We start from the raw sequence: 18850 nt of genomic DNA on the forward strand, positions 1-18850 counted from the left end.
CCGGTGACCGTACTCATCGCGGCTCTGCCGCTGATCCCCCTCGCCGGAGCGGCGGTGCTGCTGCTCGGCGGACGCCGGACGAACGCCTGGGGGCACCTGTTCGGGACCGCGGTCGCGGCGCTGTCCTTCGTCGTCGCGGCCGTCGCCTTCGGCCTGCTCCTGGCCCGTGCCGGCGCGAACCGATCCGTGGGCACCGTCCTCTACCACTGGTTCTCGGGCGGTGACCTCGCGGTGGACCTCGCCTTCCGGCTGGATCAGCTGTCGGTGTGTTTCGCGCTGCTGATCACGGGCGTGGGCACGCTGATCCACGTCTACTCGATCGGCTACATGGAGACCGATCCGGGCCGGCGACGGTTCTTCGGCTACCTCAACCTGTTCCTCGGCGCGATGCTGGTGCTGGTGCTCGCGGACGACCTCGTGGTGCTCTATCTCGGCTGGGAGGGCGTGGGACTCGCGTCCTACCTGCTCATCGGCTTCTGGCAGCACAAGCCCTCGGCCGCGACCGCCGCGCGGAAAGCCTTCATCGTCAACCGCGTCGGCGACATGGGCCTGGCGCTCGCGGTCGCGGTCACCCTCATGACCTTCGGCACCACCACCTTCGGCGAGTTCCTCCCCCGCGCCGATGAGGCAGGCGAGGGCGTGCTGACCTGGCTCGGGCTCCTCCTCCTGCTCGCCGCATGCGCCAAGTCCGCGCAGGTGCCGCTGCAGAGCTGGCTCGGCGACGCGATGGAAGGCCCCACGCCCGTCTCCGCCCTGATCCACGCCGCGACGATGGTCACCGCGGGCGTCTACCTGATCGTGCGCACCGGCCCCATCTTCGAAGCGGCACCGGTGGCGCAGGGTTTCGTGCTCGCCGTCGGCGCGGTGACGCTGCTCTTCGGCGCCGTGATCGGCTGCGCGAAGGACGACATCAAGAAGGCTCTGGCCGCATCGACCATGAGCCAGATCGGCTACATGGTGCTCGCCGCCGGGCTCGGTCCCGCGGGTTACGCCCTGGCGATCGCACACCTGTTGGCGCACGGCTGCTTCAAGGCCGGCCTGTTCCTGGGCGCGGGCTCGGTGATGCACGGGATGAACGACGAGACGGACATGCGCAGGTACGGCGGCCTGGCGAAGATCATGCCGGTCACCGCGGTCACCTTCGGCCTGGGCTACCTGGCGATCATCGGCGTCCCGCCGCTGTCGGGCTTCTTCACCAAGGACGGGATCATCGAGGCCGCGCTGGGCCGCGGCGGATTCCAGGGCGTCGTGCTGGGCGGCGCGGCGATCCTCGGTGCCGGGATCACGGGCTTCTACATGACGCGGGTGATGGTGCTGACCTTCTTCGGCGCGCGCCGCTGGCGCGAGGGCACGCATCCGCACGAGTCGCCGCGGGTGATGACCGCGCCCATGGTCGTGCTGGCGCTCGGCAGCGTCGGCGCGGGCGCACTCCTGGTGATCGGCGGCACGCTGTCCGACTTCCTCGCCCCCGCAGTCGGATCCGCGCCCGAAACGCACCACGCCATCCCCGCCTGGGCGGTCACCCTGCTGGCCCTCGGCGCCGTCGCGATCGGCGTCGCGGTGGCGGTCCGCCTGACGCGGACGGTGCCCGTGGAGGCACCGTCGGCGGTGAGCGCCCTGACTCGGGCGGCCCGCCAGGACCTGTACGGCGACGCGCTCAACGAGGCAGTGCTCATGCGCCCCGGGCAGGCCGCCACCGAGGCGCTGCTCTTCGCCGAGCGCAAGGGCATCGACGGTGCGGTCGACGCGATCCCCGCGGGCGTGCACCTCGGCTCGCTCCTGCTGCGGCGCTCGCAGACCGGGTACGCGCGCAGCTACGCGCTGACCATGCTAGCCGGGACGGCGGTGCTCATCGGCGCCGCGGCGGCGTGGCTCTCATGAGCGGGCCGTGGCTGACGCTGCTGTGGGCGGCGCCGGCGGTCGGCGCCGTCGCCGCCGCGGCCGTGCCCCGGGCGGCGCGGTGGATCGGGCTGGCGGCGGCGCTCGTCGCGCTGGTGATCGGCATCGGGCTGGCGTTCGCCTTCGACCCCGCGGGCGGCTTCCAGTTCATCGAATCGCATTCCTGGATACCGTCCTTCGGCGCGGGCTACCGGCTCGGACTCGACGGCACCGGGCTGGTGCTGGTGCTGCTCACCGCCGCCCTGCTGCCGGTCCTCCTCCTCGCCGCGTGGCGCGAGACCGCGCCCGAGAGCGCACGCGCCGGCACCTACGTCGCGCTCACGCTCGCTGTCGAGTCGATGGTGCTCGTCAGCTTCGTGACGACAGACGTGCTGCTGTTCTACCTGGTCTTCGAGGCCATGCTGATCCCGCTGTACTTCCTCCTGGCCGGGTTCGGCGGCACGGGAAGCGATTCCGCGGTCCGCACGCACACGGCCGTGAAGTTCCTGCTCTACAACCTCGCCGGCGGGCTCATCATGCTGGCCGCGGTCGTCGCACTGTACGCCGCGTCCGGCACCTTCGACCTGCGCGCCCTGCTCGATGGTGCGCGGCCCGGCCCCGGGATCGGGCAGGACCTGATGTTCCTGGGTTTCCTGTTCGCCTTCGCGGTGAAGGCGCCCCTATGGCCGCTGCACACCTGGCTGCCGGGCGCGGCGGTGCAGACGAATCCCCCGACGGCCGTGTTGATGATGGCGATCGTCGACAAGGTGGGCACCTTCGCGATGCTGCGCTACTGCCTCACGCTGTTCCCCGACGCGGCGGCCCGCTGCGCGCCGTGGGTCGCGGCGCTGGCGGTGATCGGCATCGTCTACGGCGCGATCCTCGCGATCGGGCAGTCGGACGTGATGTCGCTGATCGCGTACACGTCGATCAGCCACTTCGGCTTCATCATCCTCGGAGTCTTCGCGCGCACCGGCGATTCGCAGGCCGGCTCGGTGCTCTACATGGTCAACCACGGCGTCGCGACGGCGGCGCTCTTCCTCACCGCCGGCGTCCTGGTGGCCCGCCGCGGAAGCCGCCAGATCGGCGACTTCGGCGGCGCCTGGTCCCGGGCGCCGAAGCTGGGCGCGATCTTCCTCATCGCGGGCCTGGCGACCCTCTCGCTGCCCGGCCTCGGCCCCTTCGTCTCCGAACTCCTGGTGGTGGTCGGCACCTACCCGCGGTGGGCGCTCGCCGCGATCGTCTCCGTGGTCGTCCTGGTGCTGTCGGCGATGTACGTGCTGTGGACCTACCAGCGGATGTTCACGGGTCCCGCGCCGGAGGACGTCGAGCGCACCGTCGACGATGCGCGGCCGCGGGAGCTGCTCGTGCTGGTGCCGCTGGTCGTCGCCCTGTTCCTGCTGGGCTTCTTCCCCTCTCCCGCGCTGGACGCGATCAACCCGTCGGTCTCGCCCACGGTCGCGGAGGTCGCCCGATGAATCCGCAACCGCTCGTCCCGCTTGCTGCGCTCCCGGCGCCGTCGATCGAGTACGCCCAGATCGCGCCTGCGCTCATCGTCTTCGCGGCCGCGATCGTCGGCGTGGTGGTCGAGTCGTTCGCGCCTGCGGCGGTGCGCGCCCGGGTGCACGCGGTGCTCGGCGGGGGCGCCGTGCTGGCGGCGCTGATCGCCGTGGCGGTGCTCGCGGACACCGGCGAGCGCCCGCGCGCGGTGCTGGCCGGCTCCGTCGCCGACGACGGCCTCTCCCTCGCGCTGCAGGGGCTGCTCCTGATCTCGACGCTGCCGGCGCTCGCGCTCATGGTGGCGCGCTACGACTCGCTGACGCACACCGAGGCGGTGCCGCTGACACTGTTCGCGCTCGGCGGGATGCTGGCCTTCGTCTCGGCGCAGGACTGGCTGACGCTGTTCGTCGCGCTCGAGGTCTTCTCGCTGCCGCTGTACCTGCTGTGCGCGTTGGCGAAACGGCGCGGGCTGCTCCCGCTCGAGGCGGCGCTGAAGTACTTCCTGCTGGGTGCGTTCAGCTCGGCGATCCTCCTGTTCGGCATCGCCCTGCGCTTCGCGGCGACGGGCTCCACGTCGATCGCGGCGGTCCCCCAGGACGCGGTGTTCGGCGCCCTCGGGGCGGCGCTGATCGGCGTGGGCCTGCTGTTCAAGGCCGGCGCCGTGCCCTTCCACTCGTGGGTGCCCGACGTCTACCAGGGCGCGCCGACGCCCGTGACCGCGTTCATGGCGGCGGCCACGAAGATCGCGGCGTTCGGCGTGATCATGCGGCTCACCCTGGTCGCCTTCCGGGACGTGCCGTGGCGCCCGGTGATAGCGGCGGTCGCCGTGGTCACCGTCGTCGTCGGCTCGGTCATCGCGGTCACGCAGTCCGACGTCAAGCGCCTGCTCGCCTACTCGGCGATCGCGCACACGGGCTTCCTCCTCATCGGCGTCTTCGCGGGGACGGTCCGCGGGACGGGCGCGGTCTGCTTCTACCTCGCGGTCTACGGGCTCAGCACGGTCGGCGGGTTCGCGGTGGCCGCCGCCGTCCGCGAAACGCGGACCGACGGCACGACCGCGGAGGTGGCCGACCTGGACCGGTGGGCCGGGCTGGGCCGGACCCGCCCGCTCCTCGCCGGTGCCATGGCCTTGTTCCTGCTCTCCTTCGCCGGAATCCCCCTGACCGGCGGTTTCGTGGGCAAGTTCGCGGTGTTCACTGCGGCCGCGCAGCGCGGCGGGGGGTGGCTGGTCGTGGTCGGCGTGCTCGCCAGCGCGCTTGCCGCAGTGTTCTACATCCGAGTCCTGATGACGATGTATTTCGCGCCCGCCCACGAGTTCGCACCCGATGTGCCGCGCGTGGATCCGCTGACCGGTGTCGCGATCGTCCTCGGTGTCGTGGCGGTCGTCGCGCTGGGTGTCTTCCCGCAGCCCCTGCTGGACCTGTTCGCCGATCTCACGGTGTTCACCGGGCGGTAAGTAGAATCGTCATTCATGAGTGACAAGCCGCTTCCGTTCAGCAACGGCCTGCAGTTGAAGCCGATGGGTGCAGTCCTGCTGCTGGTGCTCGGCGTACTGATCTGGCGGCTGACCGACGCGACCACGACGACGGCGCGGGTGCTGTACATCGCGGCCATCATCTTCGAGCTGCTGTTCTTCGTCGGCCTGATCTTCGCCAGCCGGTTCATCAAGAAGCAGCACGACCGGGCGGAGGCCGCGTACCGGGCGCAGGTGGCCGCGCAGGCCGAGGCCGCGCGCAAGCCCGCCGACGGTGCCGCGCCCGAGGCCGGCCCGACGGACGCGCCGTGACCTCCACCGCCAAGCCGAATCGCGCCGCCGGCGCACCGGCGCGGAAGCGGATGCCCGCGGCCGAGCGCCGCAACCAGTTGGTCGACACCGCGCGCTCGGTGTTCGCCGACCGCGGCTACGAGGCGGCGACGATCGAGGAGGTCGCCTCGAAGGCCGGCGTCTCCAAGCCCGTGGTCTACGAGCACTTCGGCGGCAAGGAGGGCCTCTACGCCGTGGTCGTGGACCGCGAGATGGAGATGGTCCTCGAGGTCTTCTCCCGCGCCATGCTCGAGGACCGATCGAAAACCCGGATCGAGCAGATCGCGCTCGCGCTGCTCACGTACGTCGAGGAGCGGGCGGACGGCTTCCGGATCCTCACCCGCAACAGCTCCGTCGAGCACTCGGGCGGCTACTCGACGCTGCTCAACGACCTCGTCGGGCAGGTCGAGAGCCACCTCGAGAGCGAGTTCCTGAACAAGCACCTCGACCCCGGCCTCGCGCCGCTGTACGCCCAGGCGCTGGTCGGCATGGTCGCCATGACCGCGCAGTGGTGGCTCGAGGTGCGCGACCCGCCTAAGGAGGCCGTCGCCGCGCACATCGTGAACCTCTCCTGGTACGGCCTCATCGGCCTCAAGGAGAATCCCGTCGCCATCGAGCCGAGCCAGTTGGGCGAGCTCGACGGCACCGTCGAGCCCGCCACCGGCGCCTGACCTACCGGGGCCCGGCCCCGATCGGCGCGCCGACCAGCGAGGCGAGAACGGTACCGATCGCCTGGCCGAAGGTGCCGATCGCCGCGGGCTCGAGCCCGCTGCTGAAGACGTTGCGGATGTCGCAGCCCGACGGTGCCGGGCCGGTCGAGTCCATCCGCTGCTTGAGCCAGTTGAAGGCGCCGCCCGCGCCGGTCACCACGACGGTGCCGTGGGTGGTCATGAGCTGCTTGACCGGGTTCGGCGGGAACTCCTCGCGGCGGTAGGTCACGGACGCACCACCCTTGCAGTACGAGTCCACGAGCTTGTCTGTCCCCGTGATCGGGGCGACCTCCTCGGTGATGCCGTTGTAGACGTACGCGGGCACCGTCGGGACCCGGCCGCTGACACCGCGCTCGCGGATCGTCTTGGCGATGATCGGGATCCGCAGTACCTCGTCGACCGGCTTCGTCAGCATCCGGTTGTAGTCGAACCACAGGTTGGCCACGACGTTCTGCGGCATGCAGTGCCGGCGGGTCTCGTTCACACGCGCACGCCCCTCGGGAGTGAGCACCTTGTCCAGGGCCGCGCGGAACTCCTCGGAGTCCTTGCCGAGCGACGACAGAGCGAGAGGAATGAGACCGGCGAGCAATGAGGTGTTCACGGCCTTGAGCGAGGCGGCGAGGTCGCGCTCCGGCGCGCCGAAGGCGGCGCCGCGGATGTTGAGTTCCGGCGCATAGGTCGGATGCTCCTCGATGGTCCAGCTGCTGGCGATCGCGCCGCCCGAGTAACCCCACAGCGTGACGGGAGTCTTCGCGCTCAGCCCGAGGCGGGAGAAGTTCTCCACCGCCCGGATGCCGTCCAGCACGGCCCAGCCCGGCTGGCGCGGGGTGAGGAAGCGGTCCTCGCCGCCGCCGTGGTCGGGCATCGCGACTGCCCAGCCCTCTTGCACGCCGAGGCCGGCGAACAGCAGCTCCGCGCCGGGCATGCCGAAGGTGAGCGGCCCCTCCTTCGCCGCCAGGTCGATGGGGCCGCCCTTGGTCGTCGCGTACGAGGACTGGCAGATCCGCAGGGTCGAGTCCGCGGCCGCCTGGTAGGAGAGCAACTTCGTGGGCTTCTTGCCGCGCGGCACCATCACGGTGGTCACGCTGAGATCGGGCTCGCCGTTCATGCCCGTGGTCCGGTAGGCCAGCTGCCAGGCGTCCACGTTGAGCGGCATCACCTGCAGCGACCGGATCGACGTGCTGCGCGTGCGCACGATCTCGCCTGGCTTGAGCGCCGCAAGGTCCGCGGGCCGGTCGTAGAACCCGTCGGTGGGCGGCGCCGGTTCGACAAGGGGCGGCAGCGCCTGGGCGCTCGGGGCGGTCGCGATCCCCATCACGATCACGAGGACGGCGCCGATCAGCGCCGCGAGGACACGCGATCCCATCCGGAACGCTGATGTTTCATTCACCATAAGCAAGGAACTTAAGGTGACCCTCGTCACCTGTCAAGGCCCCGGCGATTCGGGTCACTGCACCGCCGAACACGCCGCCGCCGCGGACCGCCCTAGCGGGGCGGCCGCCTCCCCAGGTCCATGGACGCGGGGAATGCACGACGCGCCCGGGCGCTGCACACCCCGCTAGGGACGGCCGGGGTCAGTAGAGAAGGCCCAGCGCGACGGCGATGAGCACGAGCTTGAGGAGCCAGTCGCCGGCGTGGATCGCCGCGGTCTGCCACGGCACGCGCTCCTCGACCGCGGCTTCGCGGCCACCACGATGGACGCCGTCGCCGACGAGGCGGTCGCCACCTTCCTGGCCCGCTACGCGCCGTCCGGCTCCGGAGACTGAGCCGACTCGGGCCCGTCGGCGCGTGTCGGAGCGCGCCAATACACTGGATCGGTGCCTGACGCCGCCCCCTCCCCCGTCCCCGCCCTCGCCGGACTGACCAGGGCGGTCGCCGCCGATCCGGACATCACCACCTTCGCCGAGGCGGCGGGCAGGCCCGACCTCACCGTCACCGCGGTCGACGGTGCGCGCCCCTTCCTCGTCTCGGCGCTCGCCGACCGCGCGCCCGTCCTCGTCGTCACCGCCACCGGGCGCGAGGCCGACGACCTGACCTCCGAGCTGCGGGAGATGCTGGGCCACGGTGCCGTGGCCCAGTTCCCCAGCTGGGAGACGCTGCCGCACGAGCGACTCTCCCCCGGAGCCGACACCGTCGGCCGACGACTCCAGGTGCTGCGGCGTCTCGCCCACCCCGATGATGCGCAGTACGGCGTCCCCCTGCGGGCCGTCGTCGCGACGGTCCGCTCCCTCGTGCAGCCCATGGCGCCCGGGTTGGGCGATGCCCCGTCGATCACGCTGCGCGAGGGCGTCGAGCACGACTTCGATCAGCTCATCGAGACCCTCGTCGAGCTCGCGTACACCCGGGTCGACATGGTGGGCAAGCGCGGTGAGTTCGCCGTGCGCGGCGGCATCCTCGACGTCTTCCCCACCACCACGGATCTGCCCGTGCGCGTAGAGTTCTGGGGCGACGAGATCACCGACCTGCGCGCCTTCTCCGTCGCCGACCAGCGCTCCCAGCCCGAGGTCGAGGTCGGCACCGTGCACGTCTACCCGTGCCGCGAGCTGCTGCTCACCGCCGAGGTCCGGGAGCGGGCGGCCGCGATGAAGGCCGATCACCAGAACGACGCCGCTCTCCTCGAGATGCTGGAAAAGCTCTCGCAGGGCATCCCGGTGGAGGGTATGGAAGCCCTGATCCCGGCCCTCATCCCGGGCGAGCTGGAGCTGCTCACCGACGTGCTCCCCGCGGGCGCACACACCCTGCTGCTCGACCCCGAGAAGATCCGCACCCGCGCAGCGGATCTCGGCCGCACCGGCCAGGAGTTCCTTGAGGCGTCGTGGACCGCCGCCGCGCTCGGCTCGGCGGCGCCGCTGGACCCGACCGGGATGAACCTGGGCGCCAGCGCCTACCGCCCCCTCGACGAGGTCCACGCCTCCGTCTCCGACGCCGGGCGACCGTGGTGGACCGTCTCGCCGCTGGCGGCGGGGCCGGACGAGGGCCCCGACCACCTCACCGTCCGCGCCGAACACGCGCCCGCGCCACGGGGATCCGACGCCGAGGCAGAGAAACTCTTCGCGACGCTGCGCGCCCACGCCGCGTCCGGCGGTACCGGGGTGATCGTGGTCGCCGGCCAAGGCACCCGTGCCCGCATCCTGGAGCGGCTGCGCGATGCCGAGGTCCCCGCGTCCGAGCTGGACCCGGGTGCCGCCCCGAAGCCGGGCACCGTCGGCGTGCTGCGCGGCAGCCTGCAGACGGGCCTGACGGTGCCCGCCGCGAAGCTCGTGCTGCTCGCCGAACCCGACCTCACGGGTAACCGGGTCGCCGGAGTCGGCGACGGACGGCGGCTTCCGGCCAAGCGCCGCAACCAGGTCGACCCGCTGGCCCTGACCGCCGGCGACCTCGTGGTGCACGACGAGCACGGCATCGGCAAGTTCGTCGAGATGATCGAGCGCACGGTCGCGGGCGCCCGCCGCGAGTACCTGGTGATCGAGTACGCCCCCGGCAAGCGCGGCCAGCCGGGCGACAAGTTGTTCGTCCCGATGGAGTCGCTGGACCAGCTCTCCCGCTACGTGGGCGGCGAGATGCCGGCGCTGTCGAAGATGGGCGGCAGCGACTGGCAGAACACCAAACGCAAGGCGCGCAAGGCCGTCCGCGAGATCGCGGGCGAGCTGGTGCAGCTCTACGCGGCCCGCAACGCCGCGCCCGGCCACGCCTTCGCGCCCGACTCCCCCTGGCAGCGCGAGATGGAGGACGCTTTCCCCTTCACCGAGACCGTCGACCAGATGACGGTGATCGGCGACGTGAAGGCCGACATGGAGAAGGCCGTCCCGATGGACCGCGTGGTCATCGGCGACGTCGGCTACGGCAAGACCGAGATCGCGGTGCGCGCCGCCTTCAAGGCCGTCCAGGACGGCAAGCAGGTCGCGGTCCTCGTGCCGACGACGCTCCTCGCGCAACAACATCTGAAGACCTTTGAGGAACGGATGCAGGGCTTCCCGGTCACGGTGAAAGGCCTGTCCCGGTTCACCGACAAGCTGGAGACACGGGCCGTGCTCGAGGGCCTCGCCGACGGCAGCGTCGACGTGGTGGTGGGTACGCACCGACTGCTGCAGACCGGCGTGCGGTGGAAGGACCTAGGCCTGGTGGTCGTCGACGAGGAGCAGCGCTTCGGCGTCGAGCACAAGGAGCACATCAAAGCGCTGCGCACCAACGTCGATGTGCTCACCATGAGCGCCACGCCGATCCCCCGCACGCTGGAGATGAGCATGGCGGGCATCCGGGAGATGTCCACCATCCTCACCCCGCCCGAGGAGCGTCACCCCGTACTCACCTACGTCGGCGCGTACGACGACAAGCAGGTGGCCGCCGCCATCCGTCGCGAGCTGCTGCGTGACGGCCAGGTCTTCTACGTCCACAACCGGGTCAGCTCGATCGACCGGGCCGCCAAGCACATCCGCGACATGGTGCCCGAGGCCCGCGTCGTGGTGGCGCACGGACAGATGGGCGAGGAGGCCCTGGAGAGTACGGTGCAGGGCTTCTGGAACCGCGAGTTCGACGTGCTGGTGTGCACCACTATCGTGGAGACCGGGCTGGACATCTCCAACGCCAACACCCTCATCGTGGAGCGCGCCGAGAACCTCGGCCTCTCGCAGTTGCACCAGCTGCGCGGGCGCGTGGGCCGCTCCCGCGAGCGCGGCTACGCCTACTTCCTATACCCCTCGGAGAAGCCACTCACCGAGACCGCCTACGACCGGCTGGCGACCATCGCGCAGAACAACGATCTGGGTGCCGGCATGGCCGTCGCGATGAAGGACCTCGAGATCCGCGGCGCCGGCAACGTTCTCGGCGCAGAGCAGTCCGGCCACGTCGCCGGCGTCGGCTTCGACCTGTACGTGCGGCTCGTCGGCGAGGCGGTGGAGGCGTACCGCGCCGCCGCCGACGGCAAGCCGATCACCGTGCCCGAGGAGCAGAAGGAGGTGCGCATCGACCTGCCGGTGGACGCGCACATTCCGCCCGACTACGTCACCAGCGACCGGCTGCGCCTGGAGGCCTACCGCAAACTCGCTGCCGCGCACGACGATACCGCCGTCGCCGAGGTGCTCACCGAGCTCACCGACCGCTACGGCCCCCCGCCGGTGGAGGTGGAGCGGCTCGCGGCGATCGCCCGGCTGCGGTCGCTGGCGCGGAACGCCGGGGTCACCGAGATCACCGTGACCGGGACCAATCTCCGGATCTCGCCGATGGAACTGCTGGACTCGCAGCAGATGCGGCTCAAGCGGCTCTACCCGGGCGGCTCCTATCGCGCCGCCACGCGCGCGGTCACCTTCCCTCTGCCCCGCGTGGGCGGGGGCGGCGTCGGCAGCGAGCGCGTGCGCGACATCGAGGTACTGCAGGCCGTCGCCGACTTCCTCGCTGCGATGGACGGCAAGGGCGCCGGCTACTGGCGGCTCGACCAGCCGCCCCGCGCCGTCGCCGCGGCGGAGGCCCCGTGAGCAGCGCGCGCGGCACCGTCGTCCTGCTGAATCCCGCGCTGCCCACCCTGCTGCCCGTCGCCGCGCTCGGCCGGCTCGGCGGCCCCGTGCACTACACGGAGGAGCTGCCGGTGAAGCTCGCGTGGCACCTGCCCGACGGACATCCCGTGCTCGGCGCGGAGGCGCCCACTGGCGCGACGCTCCTGACCTCCGACGAGACGCACCCGGCGGCAGCGGCACTGCGGGCGGCGGGCGCCGACGTCATCGTCGCACCCCGGCCCGCCGGGCTGGCGGTGCTCGACACCGTCGAACTCATCGACCAGCTGCGGCGGGAAGGACCATGGGAGTCGGAGCAGACGCACGCGAGCCTGCTGCGCTACCTCGTGGAGGAGACGTACGAGGTGGCCGACGCCGTCGCGGCGCTCGACGCCCCCGAGGGCGGGGCCGCCGCCGCGGCCGAGCTGCGCAGCGAGCTCGGCGACCTGCTGCTGCAGGTCGTTTTTCACTCGCGGATCGCCGAAGAGGGGCCGCTCCCGTTCGGCATCGACGACGTGGCCCGCACCCTCTCCGCCAAGGTCCGCCGGCGCACACCGCACCTGGCCGACGGTGCCGAGGTCGACGTGGCGACGCAGGCCGAGAACTGGGAACGGCAGAAGCGGCTCGAACGCGGCGATCGCGGGTCCGTCCTCGACTCGATCTCCCTCGGTCAGCCCGCGTTGGCCCTGGTAGCGAAGGTCTTCGAGCGGCTGCGCACCGTCGACTTTCCCGCCGAGCTGGTCCCTGATGACGTCCGCACCGTGACTGTCGACCCGACGGAAACGGATGCGGCCTTCGAGCTGGACTACCGCCGACGGGTCCTGGCGTTCATGGACCGGGTGCGCGAGGCCGAGGCCGTGATGGCCTCCGACGGGGTAGAATCGTGGGTCACCGCCTGGGGCGACGGTCACGCCGGGAACCCCGAGGCACAGACCGGACGTTGAGATCGCGTCCCCAGTTTTCGGCAAGAGAGTTCACGGCGAGGTCATGGTCAGTTCCCGTATGCGCGCGGCGTTCGTCGTCGGCGTCGCGTCGACGGTGCTCGCCGGGTGCGGCGCGATCGACCCGCGCCCGGAGATCCCGCAGGGCATCCCGCCCGGAGCGGGCACTCCCGTGCCGTACATCAATGTCAACGGACCGGGCCGCACGTCGGACCTGCTCCGCGACTGGGCCACCCCGATCAGCGTGGCCACGGGCATCCCGGTGATCTCACTGGAAGCCTACGGCAACGCGGCCGAGGCGCTGCGGCAGCGCACGCCCGAGTGCGGCATCGCCTGGACCACGCTGGCCGGCATCGCCTTCATCGAGAGCAAGCACGGCACCTACCACGGCGCGACGATCGCGCCGGACGGCAAGGTCTCGCCGCCCATCCGCGGCGTGCCGCTGGACGGGACCAACGGCAACCAGGAGATCCGCGCGACGGGGACCGATCCGCACCGACCGAACGCGAAGTTCGACGCCGCGATGGGGCCGTTCCAGTTCATCCCCGAGACCTGGCAGCGGTTCGGCGTGGACGCCAACGGCGACGGCAAGGCCGACCCGGACAACATCGACGACGCCGCAATGACCGCGGCGCGGTACCTGTGCGTCTCGGGTAAGGATCTGACCACCGCGAAGGGCTGGGAGAAGGCCGTGATGGTCTACAACCAGTCCCGCAAGTACGTCCTGGACGTTCGCGATGCGGCGGCCGCGTACTCGGTGAACGTGCAGCCGTAGCCGCTATTCGGCTCCGGCGCGGGCGGTTTCGAGCTCAGCTCGCAGCGACGCGCATTCGTCCTCCAGGACCAAGATGCGCTCCACGCCCGGAAGGTTGATCCCGGTGGCGACGAGTTCCGTGATCCGGCGGATCCGCGCGATGTCGTCTTCGCTGTACCGGCGGGTGCCACCCGCGGTGCGCTGCGGCCGGATCAGGTGCCGCCGTTCGTAGAGGCGCAGCGTCTGGAGGCCGACCTGCGAGAGCTCGGACGCCACCGAGATGCTGTATACGCCGAGATCGGAGCGCACGCGATGCGGCTGGGTCATCGCACTCCTCCTTCGCACCCGTCTGCGTCCCGCCACCGCACTACTGTGTCGCGCGGGAGCGAAAACCTGATGCTTTCACTGTAGATCCTGCGGGCCGGCGCCGGTGGGACCACCCGCCGTCCCCGCGGATCCGGTCCACGGGGACGGTCAGGTGTGCGGGACCTCGGCCAGGGGCGGCAGGTCCCCGACGGCGGCATCGTAAGCGTCGATCAGCCACGCCGCGGAGCGGTCGGCGATCAGGACGGCCGCGCCGTCGTCCAGGGCGCCGTCAAAGAACCGGACCCGCCACGGCGCCCCGGCGTCCTCGTCGGCGAGGCCGATGACGGCGTCCGTGTTCGTTGCGAGCAGGTAGCGCCCGAGCTCGAAGTCGACGCGCAGCGCGTACTGACCGTCGAGGTTCTCGACCCGAGCGCTCCGCTGCGTCGCCACCTCCAGCGCATGCAGCGCGTCGGTGTACCGCCCGGTGAACTCTGGCCTGCGGGGCACGGTGTCTCGATTCTCGTCGACCTACAGCGGCCGCGATCCTGGCCGGGCGGCCCACGTTACGCGACGCGCGAACGCGCCCTCTCCGCCACTGCGGCGGACGCCTCGTCCCGCAGCGCGTGGAGCCGGTCGCCCGCCGCATCGACGAAGCCGGACGCGGCCTCCGCAGCGTCGGCCAGGACCGGTCGCGCGCGGTCCACGACGTCGTCGAGGACGGGGCGCGCGCGATCCACAGCGTCGTCGACGACCGGCTTCACCTTCTCTGCCGCGTCAGCGATCGCGGGCTTCGCCTTCTCGACGGCACCGGCCACTGCCGGCTTCGCCCTGCCGATCGCGGTGGCGCCGTACTCCTGCGCCGCGTGCGCCCGTTCCCGCCAGACGTTTCCGTCGTCGTGATGACGGGGCGTGATGGCGGAGACCGTCTCGGAGACCCGTTCGGACGCGCGCTCGGCCGCGCGGCGGGCGCGCCAGGTGAGGCCCGGCTTGCCCTCGGTGTCGAAGCCCGCGATCAGCAGGCCACCGAGCAGCGACAGGTTCTTCACGAAGTGCAGCTGCTGCTCGCGCCGGACTTCCGGGTCCGCCTCCGCCCAGAACGGGTGGTCGACGACCGTCGCGGGCACCAGAGTGCCCGCGAGGGCCAGCGACGCGACCCGCGGGGCCCTCCCGGTGGCGAGCAGCAGCCCGCCTCCGAGCTGGACACCCGCGTTGATCCGGACCCAACTCCGGGCGCTCGTCGGGATCGCCGGCGAGTCGGGCAGGGCCTCAGCGGCCCTCTCCACCAGCGGGGCGACGGTGTCCGCCTTCCGCCCCGGGTCGGTCGTCAGGCCGGTGTATCCGGTGTAGACGAAGATCGAACCGAGCAGGGGTCGCGCGATCCGTCGAATCATGTCCAGCTCCCATCGTCGTCGGGTCACGGGCAGATCAGTTGCCCGAGAGCTTGTCCTTCACCTCGTCGACGCCCTCCTTGACCTTGTCTGCGGCGCCGGCGATCTTGTCCTTGATCGAGGCCTCGGCCTGGTCACCGCGCCCCTCCTGCTTGAGCTCGGGGTCGTCGAAAGCCGTTCCGACGGTCTCCTTGGCGCGGCCCTTGATGTCCTGCGCCTTGTTCTTGGCGTCATCGGTGAAGCTCATCGTGCTCTCCTTAGCGTCGGGGATTCCCTGTGCGGTTCGACGGCCGAATCAACCGATCGGGGCGGCTGCCGTGTACAGGACGAGGGGAATCATCAGTCCCAACGTCAATAGCAGCAGTGCCGCGATCACGACCCCACCGCGAGGGTGGACAACCAGCGGCGGTGCCGCCTCGACGGGGATTCGCACCGGGGTGGTCCGGAGGTGGTTCATCTCGCGCTCCCGTCTGAAAATCTATGTCGTGTCGAACAGATTTCACGTTATGGGCGATGCCTATTCCTGTCAACGGTTGCGCCGGAAAAGGAGCCCTGAGCCGGATGAAACCAGGCACCACCTGCGCGTTCCCCACACTGTGCGGCTCATCACATTCACATCCAGCGCAGTCTCGATCCCTGACGATCCGGCCCTTCCCGGCCGCGCCGACTGACGACGATCCGCGGGTAAGGCCAGCTTGGGAGAACCGGCAGCGAAGGCCCACCCGGCTGACACCGAGCACCCAGGTTCGCGGCGCATCGTCGAACCATGACCATCAGCCGAAAGACCCTCGCCGCAGCCGGATTCCTCGCGATCTCGGCCTTCGCCATCACTCCTGCCGTCGCCTCCGCCGACACGCCGCAGATGTACGACACGTGCTCCCATTCGCAACAGGGACGGGACGTCACCACCGCCGACGGTGACACCCTCCGGTGCGTGAACATCGACTCGGGCTCCGGCTACTACTGGGAGGAACCCAACTGACCTGATCGCCGCGCTCCCCTCCCCGGCGCGCGATCCCGCCGGGGCGCGGGCCGCTAGACCTCGAGTCCAGCGGCCCGCGCCTGTTGCTTGATGCGGTTCATCTCGGAGGCGTTGCCGATGAGGGCGATCCAGTTGTAGACCAGCAGGGAGATCAGTCCCCACCAGCCCGCGAGCAGGTTGTGCGTCTGCGCGGCGCGGTAGGCGGCCCGGATCTGCTGGTAGTCGCCGGTGGCGTAGGAGTCCCGCCACTGCGCCAGGACGAGCAGCCCGGTGTGCTTACGGAACTTCGCCTGGAAGACCGGCCCCTGCGGGTAGGGCTGCCGAGGGTAAGGCTGCTGCGGATAGCCCTGCTGCGCGTAGGGCTGCTGGGCGTAGTCCTGGCCGGTGGGCTGTTGCGCCGGGTTCTGCTGATAAGGGTTCATGTCGCCCAGTCAGCCACCGCGATCTTGCGGTCGCCTTGCGCCGGGGTTGGCGCGAGGGACATTCCAGGCGAATCGGCACCGGCTGCGCACCCCCGGTCGGGACCGATAGCGTGGAGTCATGCGCATCTGGTCGGTACACCCCCGCTACCTTGACCGGCAGGCGCTGATCGCCTGCTGGCGCGAGACGCTGCTCGCGCAGGCGGTGCTCGCGGGCCGTACGAAGGGGTACACGCGCCATCCACAGCTGGAGCGCTTCCGCGCGGCGTCCGACCCGCTCGCCGCGGTCGGCGCGTACCTCGCCGCCCTCGCCGATGAGGCCGACGCCCGCGGCTACAACTTCGACCGCACCCGCATCGACGAGCCGAACGCGACCATCGCTCCCATCGACGTCACCGACGGGCAGCTCGACCTGGAGTGGGCGCACCTCCGAGCCAAGCTGGAGGCCCGCAGCCCGGACGTGGCGGAGCGGTGGCGCGCCGTCGAGCGGCCGGAGCAGCACGGCAGCTTCCGGACGGTGCCGGGGCCCGTCGAGCCGTGGGAGCGCGCGCAGCGCTGAGGAACCGTGCTCCCCGCCAGGGATTCGAACCTGTTCCCGAAACCCTGAAGCGGGACAGCAACTGACATGGCCAAGCCAGCGCACCGAGTGAGACCTGGGCGACGACCAGGCGAAACCGGCGAGACAGGTCGGCATACCAACACCCCTCGCCCCGCCCGCAGACCCGGTCTAGTCGTGCTCGGGTAGATCGTTGAGTTGATGCTCGGCGGCATTGAGCGCTTCGATCAGCAGGCGCCGCACGTGCCCTCCGCGCACCCGGTAGAGCACTCGGCGGCCGTCACGCCGATGCGCGATCAGGCCTGCGAGCTGAAGCTTGGCCAGGTGCTGCGAGACCGCAGGGCGTGCCTGGCCGACCTGCTCGGTCAGCGTGGTGACGTCGAGCTCCCCCGCCCCGCTGAGCGCCCAGAGGATCTTCATCCGAGACGGCACCGACAACATCTTCAACGCCAGGCAGGTTGCCTCGATCTGACCGTCGGGCGGTGTCCGATCCCACTCGGACGTGACGTCATGTGCGTACACGGTCACAGGATAGCCGGTCGAAGACGTGGACTCATGGTTATCATGTGCGTACATAGGCACCTGTTGTGGTTGGCGAGAGGTACGACGTGACACCCCTGTTCAAGATCCGTGACTACCGGCATCTGTTCACTGCGCAGGTGGTTGCGCTGTTCGGCACGGGGATGACCACGGTCGCGCTAGGGCTACTCGCGTACGACCTCGCAGGAGCGCGAGCCGCCGCAGTGCTGGGAACCGCACTGACGATCAAGATGGTGGCCTACGTGCTGATCGCGCCACTGGCGACGGCCTACGTGGATCGAATGCCGCGCCGGCTGACTCTGGTCAGCCTCGACATCCTGCGGGCGTCGGTGGTGCTCGCGTTGCCGTGGGTCGATCAGGCGTGGCAGATCTACGTGCTCATCGCGATCCTGCAGGCCGCGTCAGCGGCGTTCACGCCCACCTTCCAGGCGGTGATCCCTGACATCGTGCCCGACGAATCCCAATACACGCGAGCACTGTCGGCCTCGCAGCTGGCGTCGACGATGGAGTCACTTCTGAGCCCCGTGCTTGCCGCGGTCGCGCTCGCGGTGATGAGCTACCACTGGTTGTTCGGGTTCACCGTCATCGGCTTCGCGTTCTCGGCGGCACTGGTGGTGTCGACGTCGATTCCGGACGCGGCGCGCAGCGCTCGGACGGGTGTCTTCGACCGGACCTTCGCGGGGATCCGGGTTTTCGCAGCGACGCCGCGGCTGCGCGGGGTCCTTGGGCTGGATCTCGCGGTCGCGGGGGCAGGGGCGATCGCGATGGTCAGCACGGTCAACATCGTGCGAGACCACCTCGGTGGGTCGCAGGCCGGAGTGGCATGGCTGCTGGCAGCGTCGGGGATCGGGACGATGATCGTCGCAATGATGCTGCCGCGCGTGCTCGACAGAGTCCCGGAGCGACCGGTCATGCTCGGCGGGGGCGGCATCTTGGTCGCCGCAGCCGCATCGGCGGCGGTGATCGCGTGGGCGCCGGGTGCGCTCACGTGGACGTCGGCGCTCGCGGTGTGGTCTGCCATCGGGGTCGGGATGAGCCTGGTCCTCACACCGGTCGGACAGGTACTTCGCCGCTCCTCAGCACCCGCGGATCGGGCCTCGGTGTTCGCCGCGCAGTTCTCCCTCTCGCACCTGTGCTGGCTGATCACCTACCCGATCGCAGGATGGCTCGGCACCTCCGTTGGGTTCGGGCCCACATTCGCGGTCCTCGGCGGGCTGTCCCTGATCGGCCTGGCGGCGGCGGTGCGGGCGTGGCCGCGGCGCGACCCCGCGGAACTCGAGCACCACCACCTCGCGGGCGAGGTAGCTCCCGGGCATCTCGCCGGCGCAGTCCCTGTGAGCGCCGGCGTCTACCGGCACCGCCATCCGTTCGTGATCGACACTGAGCACGTCCGCTGGCCCAGTTGACTCGCGGCCTCCCCGGGCTGGCCGCAGCACGCCGACCAACGCGTAGGCGTTGCTCTCCCGCCAGGACTCGAACCTGAAATGTCTGAACCAAAATCAGAAGTGTTGCCGATTACACCACGGGAGACCGGGTCCGGGCGTTCACCCGGAACCGTCGCTCAGCATTGTGCCACGGACGCCCGG

General features: G+C 70.7%; 19 protein-coding genes and 1 tRNA gene. 12 read left to right on the plus strand and 8 right to left on the minus strand.

What is annotated here, in order from left to right:
- Positions 1-3: 3 nt before the first annotated feature.
- Genes nuoL through HNP44_RS12535 form a run of 5 tightly spaced genes read left to right on the plus strand, consistent with a single transcriptional unit; the run spans position 4 to position 5853 of the window.
- Positions 4-1881 (plus strand): NADH-quinone oxidoreductase subunit L, encoded by a 1878-nt coding sequence (gene nuoL, locus HNP44_RS12515; protein ID WP_259140715.1) that lies wholly within the window; start codon positions 4-6, stop codon positions 1879-1881.
- Positions 1878-3356: an NADH-quinone oxidoreductase subunit M gene (locus HNP44_RS12520; RefSeq protein WP_259140716.1), complete on the plus strand. Its 1479-nt coding sequence runs from the start codon at positions 1878-1880 to the stop codon at positions 3354-3356. The genes nuoL and HNP44_RS12520 overlap by 4 nt, the downstream gene beginning before the upstream one ends.
- On the plus strand, positions 3353-4834 hold the full coding sequence (gene nuoN, locus HNP44_RS12525) for an NADH-quinone oxidoreductase subunit NuoN (RefSeq protein WP_259140717.1): 1482 nt from the start codon (positions 3353-3355) through the stop codon (positions 4832-4834). The genes HNP44_RS12520 and nuoN overlap by 4 nt, the downstream gene beginning before the upstream one ends.
- A gap of 15 nt (positions 4835-4849) precedes the next feature.
- Entirely contained in the window at positions 4850-5164 is a 315-nt protein-coding gene (locus HNP44_RS12530) for a hypothetical protein (RefSeq protein ID WP_259140719.1), read from the plus strand.
- Positions 5165-5214: 50 nt separating this feature from the next.
- Positions 5215-5853, plus strand: coding sequence for a TetR/AcrR family transcriptional regulator (locus HNP44_RS12535; protein WP_259141170.1), 639 nt, complete (start codon positions 5215-5217; stop codon positions 5851-5853).
- A 1-nt stretch (position 5854) separates the two neighbouring features.
- On the opposite strand, the gene HNP44_RS12540 is transcribed toward HNP44_RS12535, so the two are convergent.
- Positions 5855-7258, minus strand: a complete 1404-nt coding sequence (locus HNP44_RS12540) for a lipase family protein (protein WP_259140721.1) — start codon at positions 7256-7258, stop codon at positions 5855-5857.
- Positions 7259-7526: 268 nt separating this feature from the next.
- On the opposite strand from HNP44_RS12540, the gene HNP44_RS12545 reads away from it, so the two are divergent.
- The 4 genes from HNP44_RS12545 to HNP44_RS12560 all read left to right on the plus strand — a co-directional run bounded on the left by HNP44_RS12545 (position 7527) and on the right by HNP44_RS12560 (position 13094).
- Positions 7527-7658 (plus strand): hypothetical protein, encoded by a 132-nt coding sequence (locus HNP44_RS12545; RefSeq protein WP_259140722.1) that lies wholly within the window; start codon positions 7527-7529, stop codon positions 7656-7658.
- Between the two features lie 123 nt (positions 7659-7781).
- Positions 7782-11363, plus strand: coding sequence for a transcription-repair coupling factor (mfd, locus tag HNP44_RS12550; protein WP_259141171.1), 3582 nt, complete (start codon positions 7782-7784; stop codon positions 11361-11363).
- Positions 11360-12322 carry a MazG family protein gene (locus HNP44_RS12555; protein ID WP_259140723.1) on the plus strand — a complete coding sequence of 321 codons (963 nt, stop codon included), beginning with the start codon at positions 11360-11362 and terminating at the stop codon, positions 12320-12322. The genes mfd and HNP44_RS12555 overlap by 4 nt, the downstream gene beginning before the upstream one ends.
- A 43-nt stretch (positions 12323-12365) precedes the next feature.
- A complete protein-coding gene (locus HNP44_RS12560; protein ID WP_259140725.1) occupies positions 12366-13094 on the plus strand; it encodes a lytic transglycosylase domain-containing protein in 729 nt (242 codons plus the stop codon).
- Positions 13095-13097: 3 nt separating this feature from the next.
- On the opposite strand, the gene HNP44_RS12565 is transcribed toward HNP44_RS12560, so the two are convergent.
- The 4 genes from HNP44_RS12565 to HNP44_RS12580 all read right to left on the minus strand — a co-directional run bounded on the left by HNP44_RS12565 (position 13098) and on the right by HNP44_RS12580 (position 15014).
- Positions 13098-13400: a MerR family transcriptional regulator gene (locus HNP44_RS12565; RefSeq protein ID WP_259140727.1), complete on the minus strand. Its 303-nt coding sequence runs from the start codon at positions 13398-13400 to the stop codon at positions 13098-13100.
- 147 nt (positions 13401-13547) lie between these two features.
- A complete protein-coding gene (locus HNP44_RS12570; RefSeq protein ID WP_259140729.1) occupies positions 13548-13886 on the minus strand; it encodes a hypothetical protein in 339 nt (112 codons plus the stop codon).
- A 56-nt stretch (positions 13887-13942) separates the two neighbouring features.
- Positions 13943-14770, minus strand: a complete 828-nt coding sequence (locus tag HNP44_RS12575; protein ID WP_259140739.1) for a DoxX family protein — start codon at positions 14768-14770, stop codon at positions 13943-13945.
- 34 nt (positions 14771-14804) lie between these two features.
- The gene (locus tag HNP44_RS12580) at positions 14805-15014 is read right to left on the minus strand and encodes a CsbD family protein (protein WP_259140741.1); all 210 of its coding nucleotides are present in this window, start codon (positions 15012-15014) and stop codon (positions 14805-14807) included.
- Between the two features lie 519 nt (positions 15015-15533).
- Here HNP44_RS12580 and HNP44_RS12585 point away from each other — a divergent pair.
- On the plus strand, positions 15534-15749 hold the full coding sequence (locus HNP44_RS12585) for a hypothetical protein (protein ID WP_259140745.1): 216 nt from the start codon (positions 15534-15536) through the stop codon (positions 15747-15749).
- Between the two features lie 53 nt (positions 15750-15802).
- On the opposite strand, the gene HNP44_RS12590 is transcribed toward HNP44_RS12585, so the two are convergent.
- Entirely contained in the window at positions 15803-16171 is a 369-nt protein-coding gene (locus tag HNP44_RS12590; protein ID WP_259140749.1) for a hypothetical protein, read from the minus strand.
- 118 nt (positions 16172-16289) lie between these two features.
- Here HNP44_RS12590 and HNP44_RS12595 point away from each other — a divergent pair, with 118 nt between their 5' ends.
- Positions 16290-16727 carry a pyrimidine dimer DNA glycosylase/endonuclease V gene (locus tag HNP44_RS12595; RefSeq protein ID WP_259140750.1) on the plus strand — a complete coding sequence of 146 codons (438 nt, stop codon included), beginning with the start codon at positions 16290-16292 and terminating at the stop codon, positions 16725-16727.
- Between the two features lie 168 nt (positions 16728-16895).
- Here HNP44_RS12595 and HNP44_RS12600 read toward each other — a convergent pair whose 3' ends face one another.
- Positions 16896-17252, minus strand: a complete 357-nt coding sequence (locus tag HNP44_RS12600) for an ArsR/SmtB family transcription factor (RefSeq protein WP_259140752.1) — start codon at positions 17250-17252, stop codon at positions 16896-16898.
- Positions 17253-17332: 80 nt separating this feature from the next.
- Between HNP44_RS12600 and HNP44_RS12605 the strand changes: the two genes are divergently transcribed.
- On the plus strand, positions 17333-18670 hold the full coding sequence (locus HNP44_RS12605; protein ID WP_259140754.1) for an MFS transporter: 1338 nt from the start codon (positions 17333-17335) through the stop codon (positions 18668-18670).
- Between the two features lie 52 nt (positions 18671-18722).
- Here HNP44_RS12605 and HNP44_RS12610 read toward each other — a convergent pair.
- A tRNA-Gln gene (locus HNP44_RS12610) sits at positions 18723-18794 on the minus strand.
- Positions 18795-18850 lie beyond the last annotated feature (56 nt).

This window comes from Tsukamurella ocularis (assembly GCF_024807615.1).
Classification (GTDB): Bacteria; Actinomycetota; Actinomycetes; order Mycobacteriales; family Mycobacteriaceae; genus Tsukamurella; species Tsukamurella ocularis.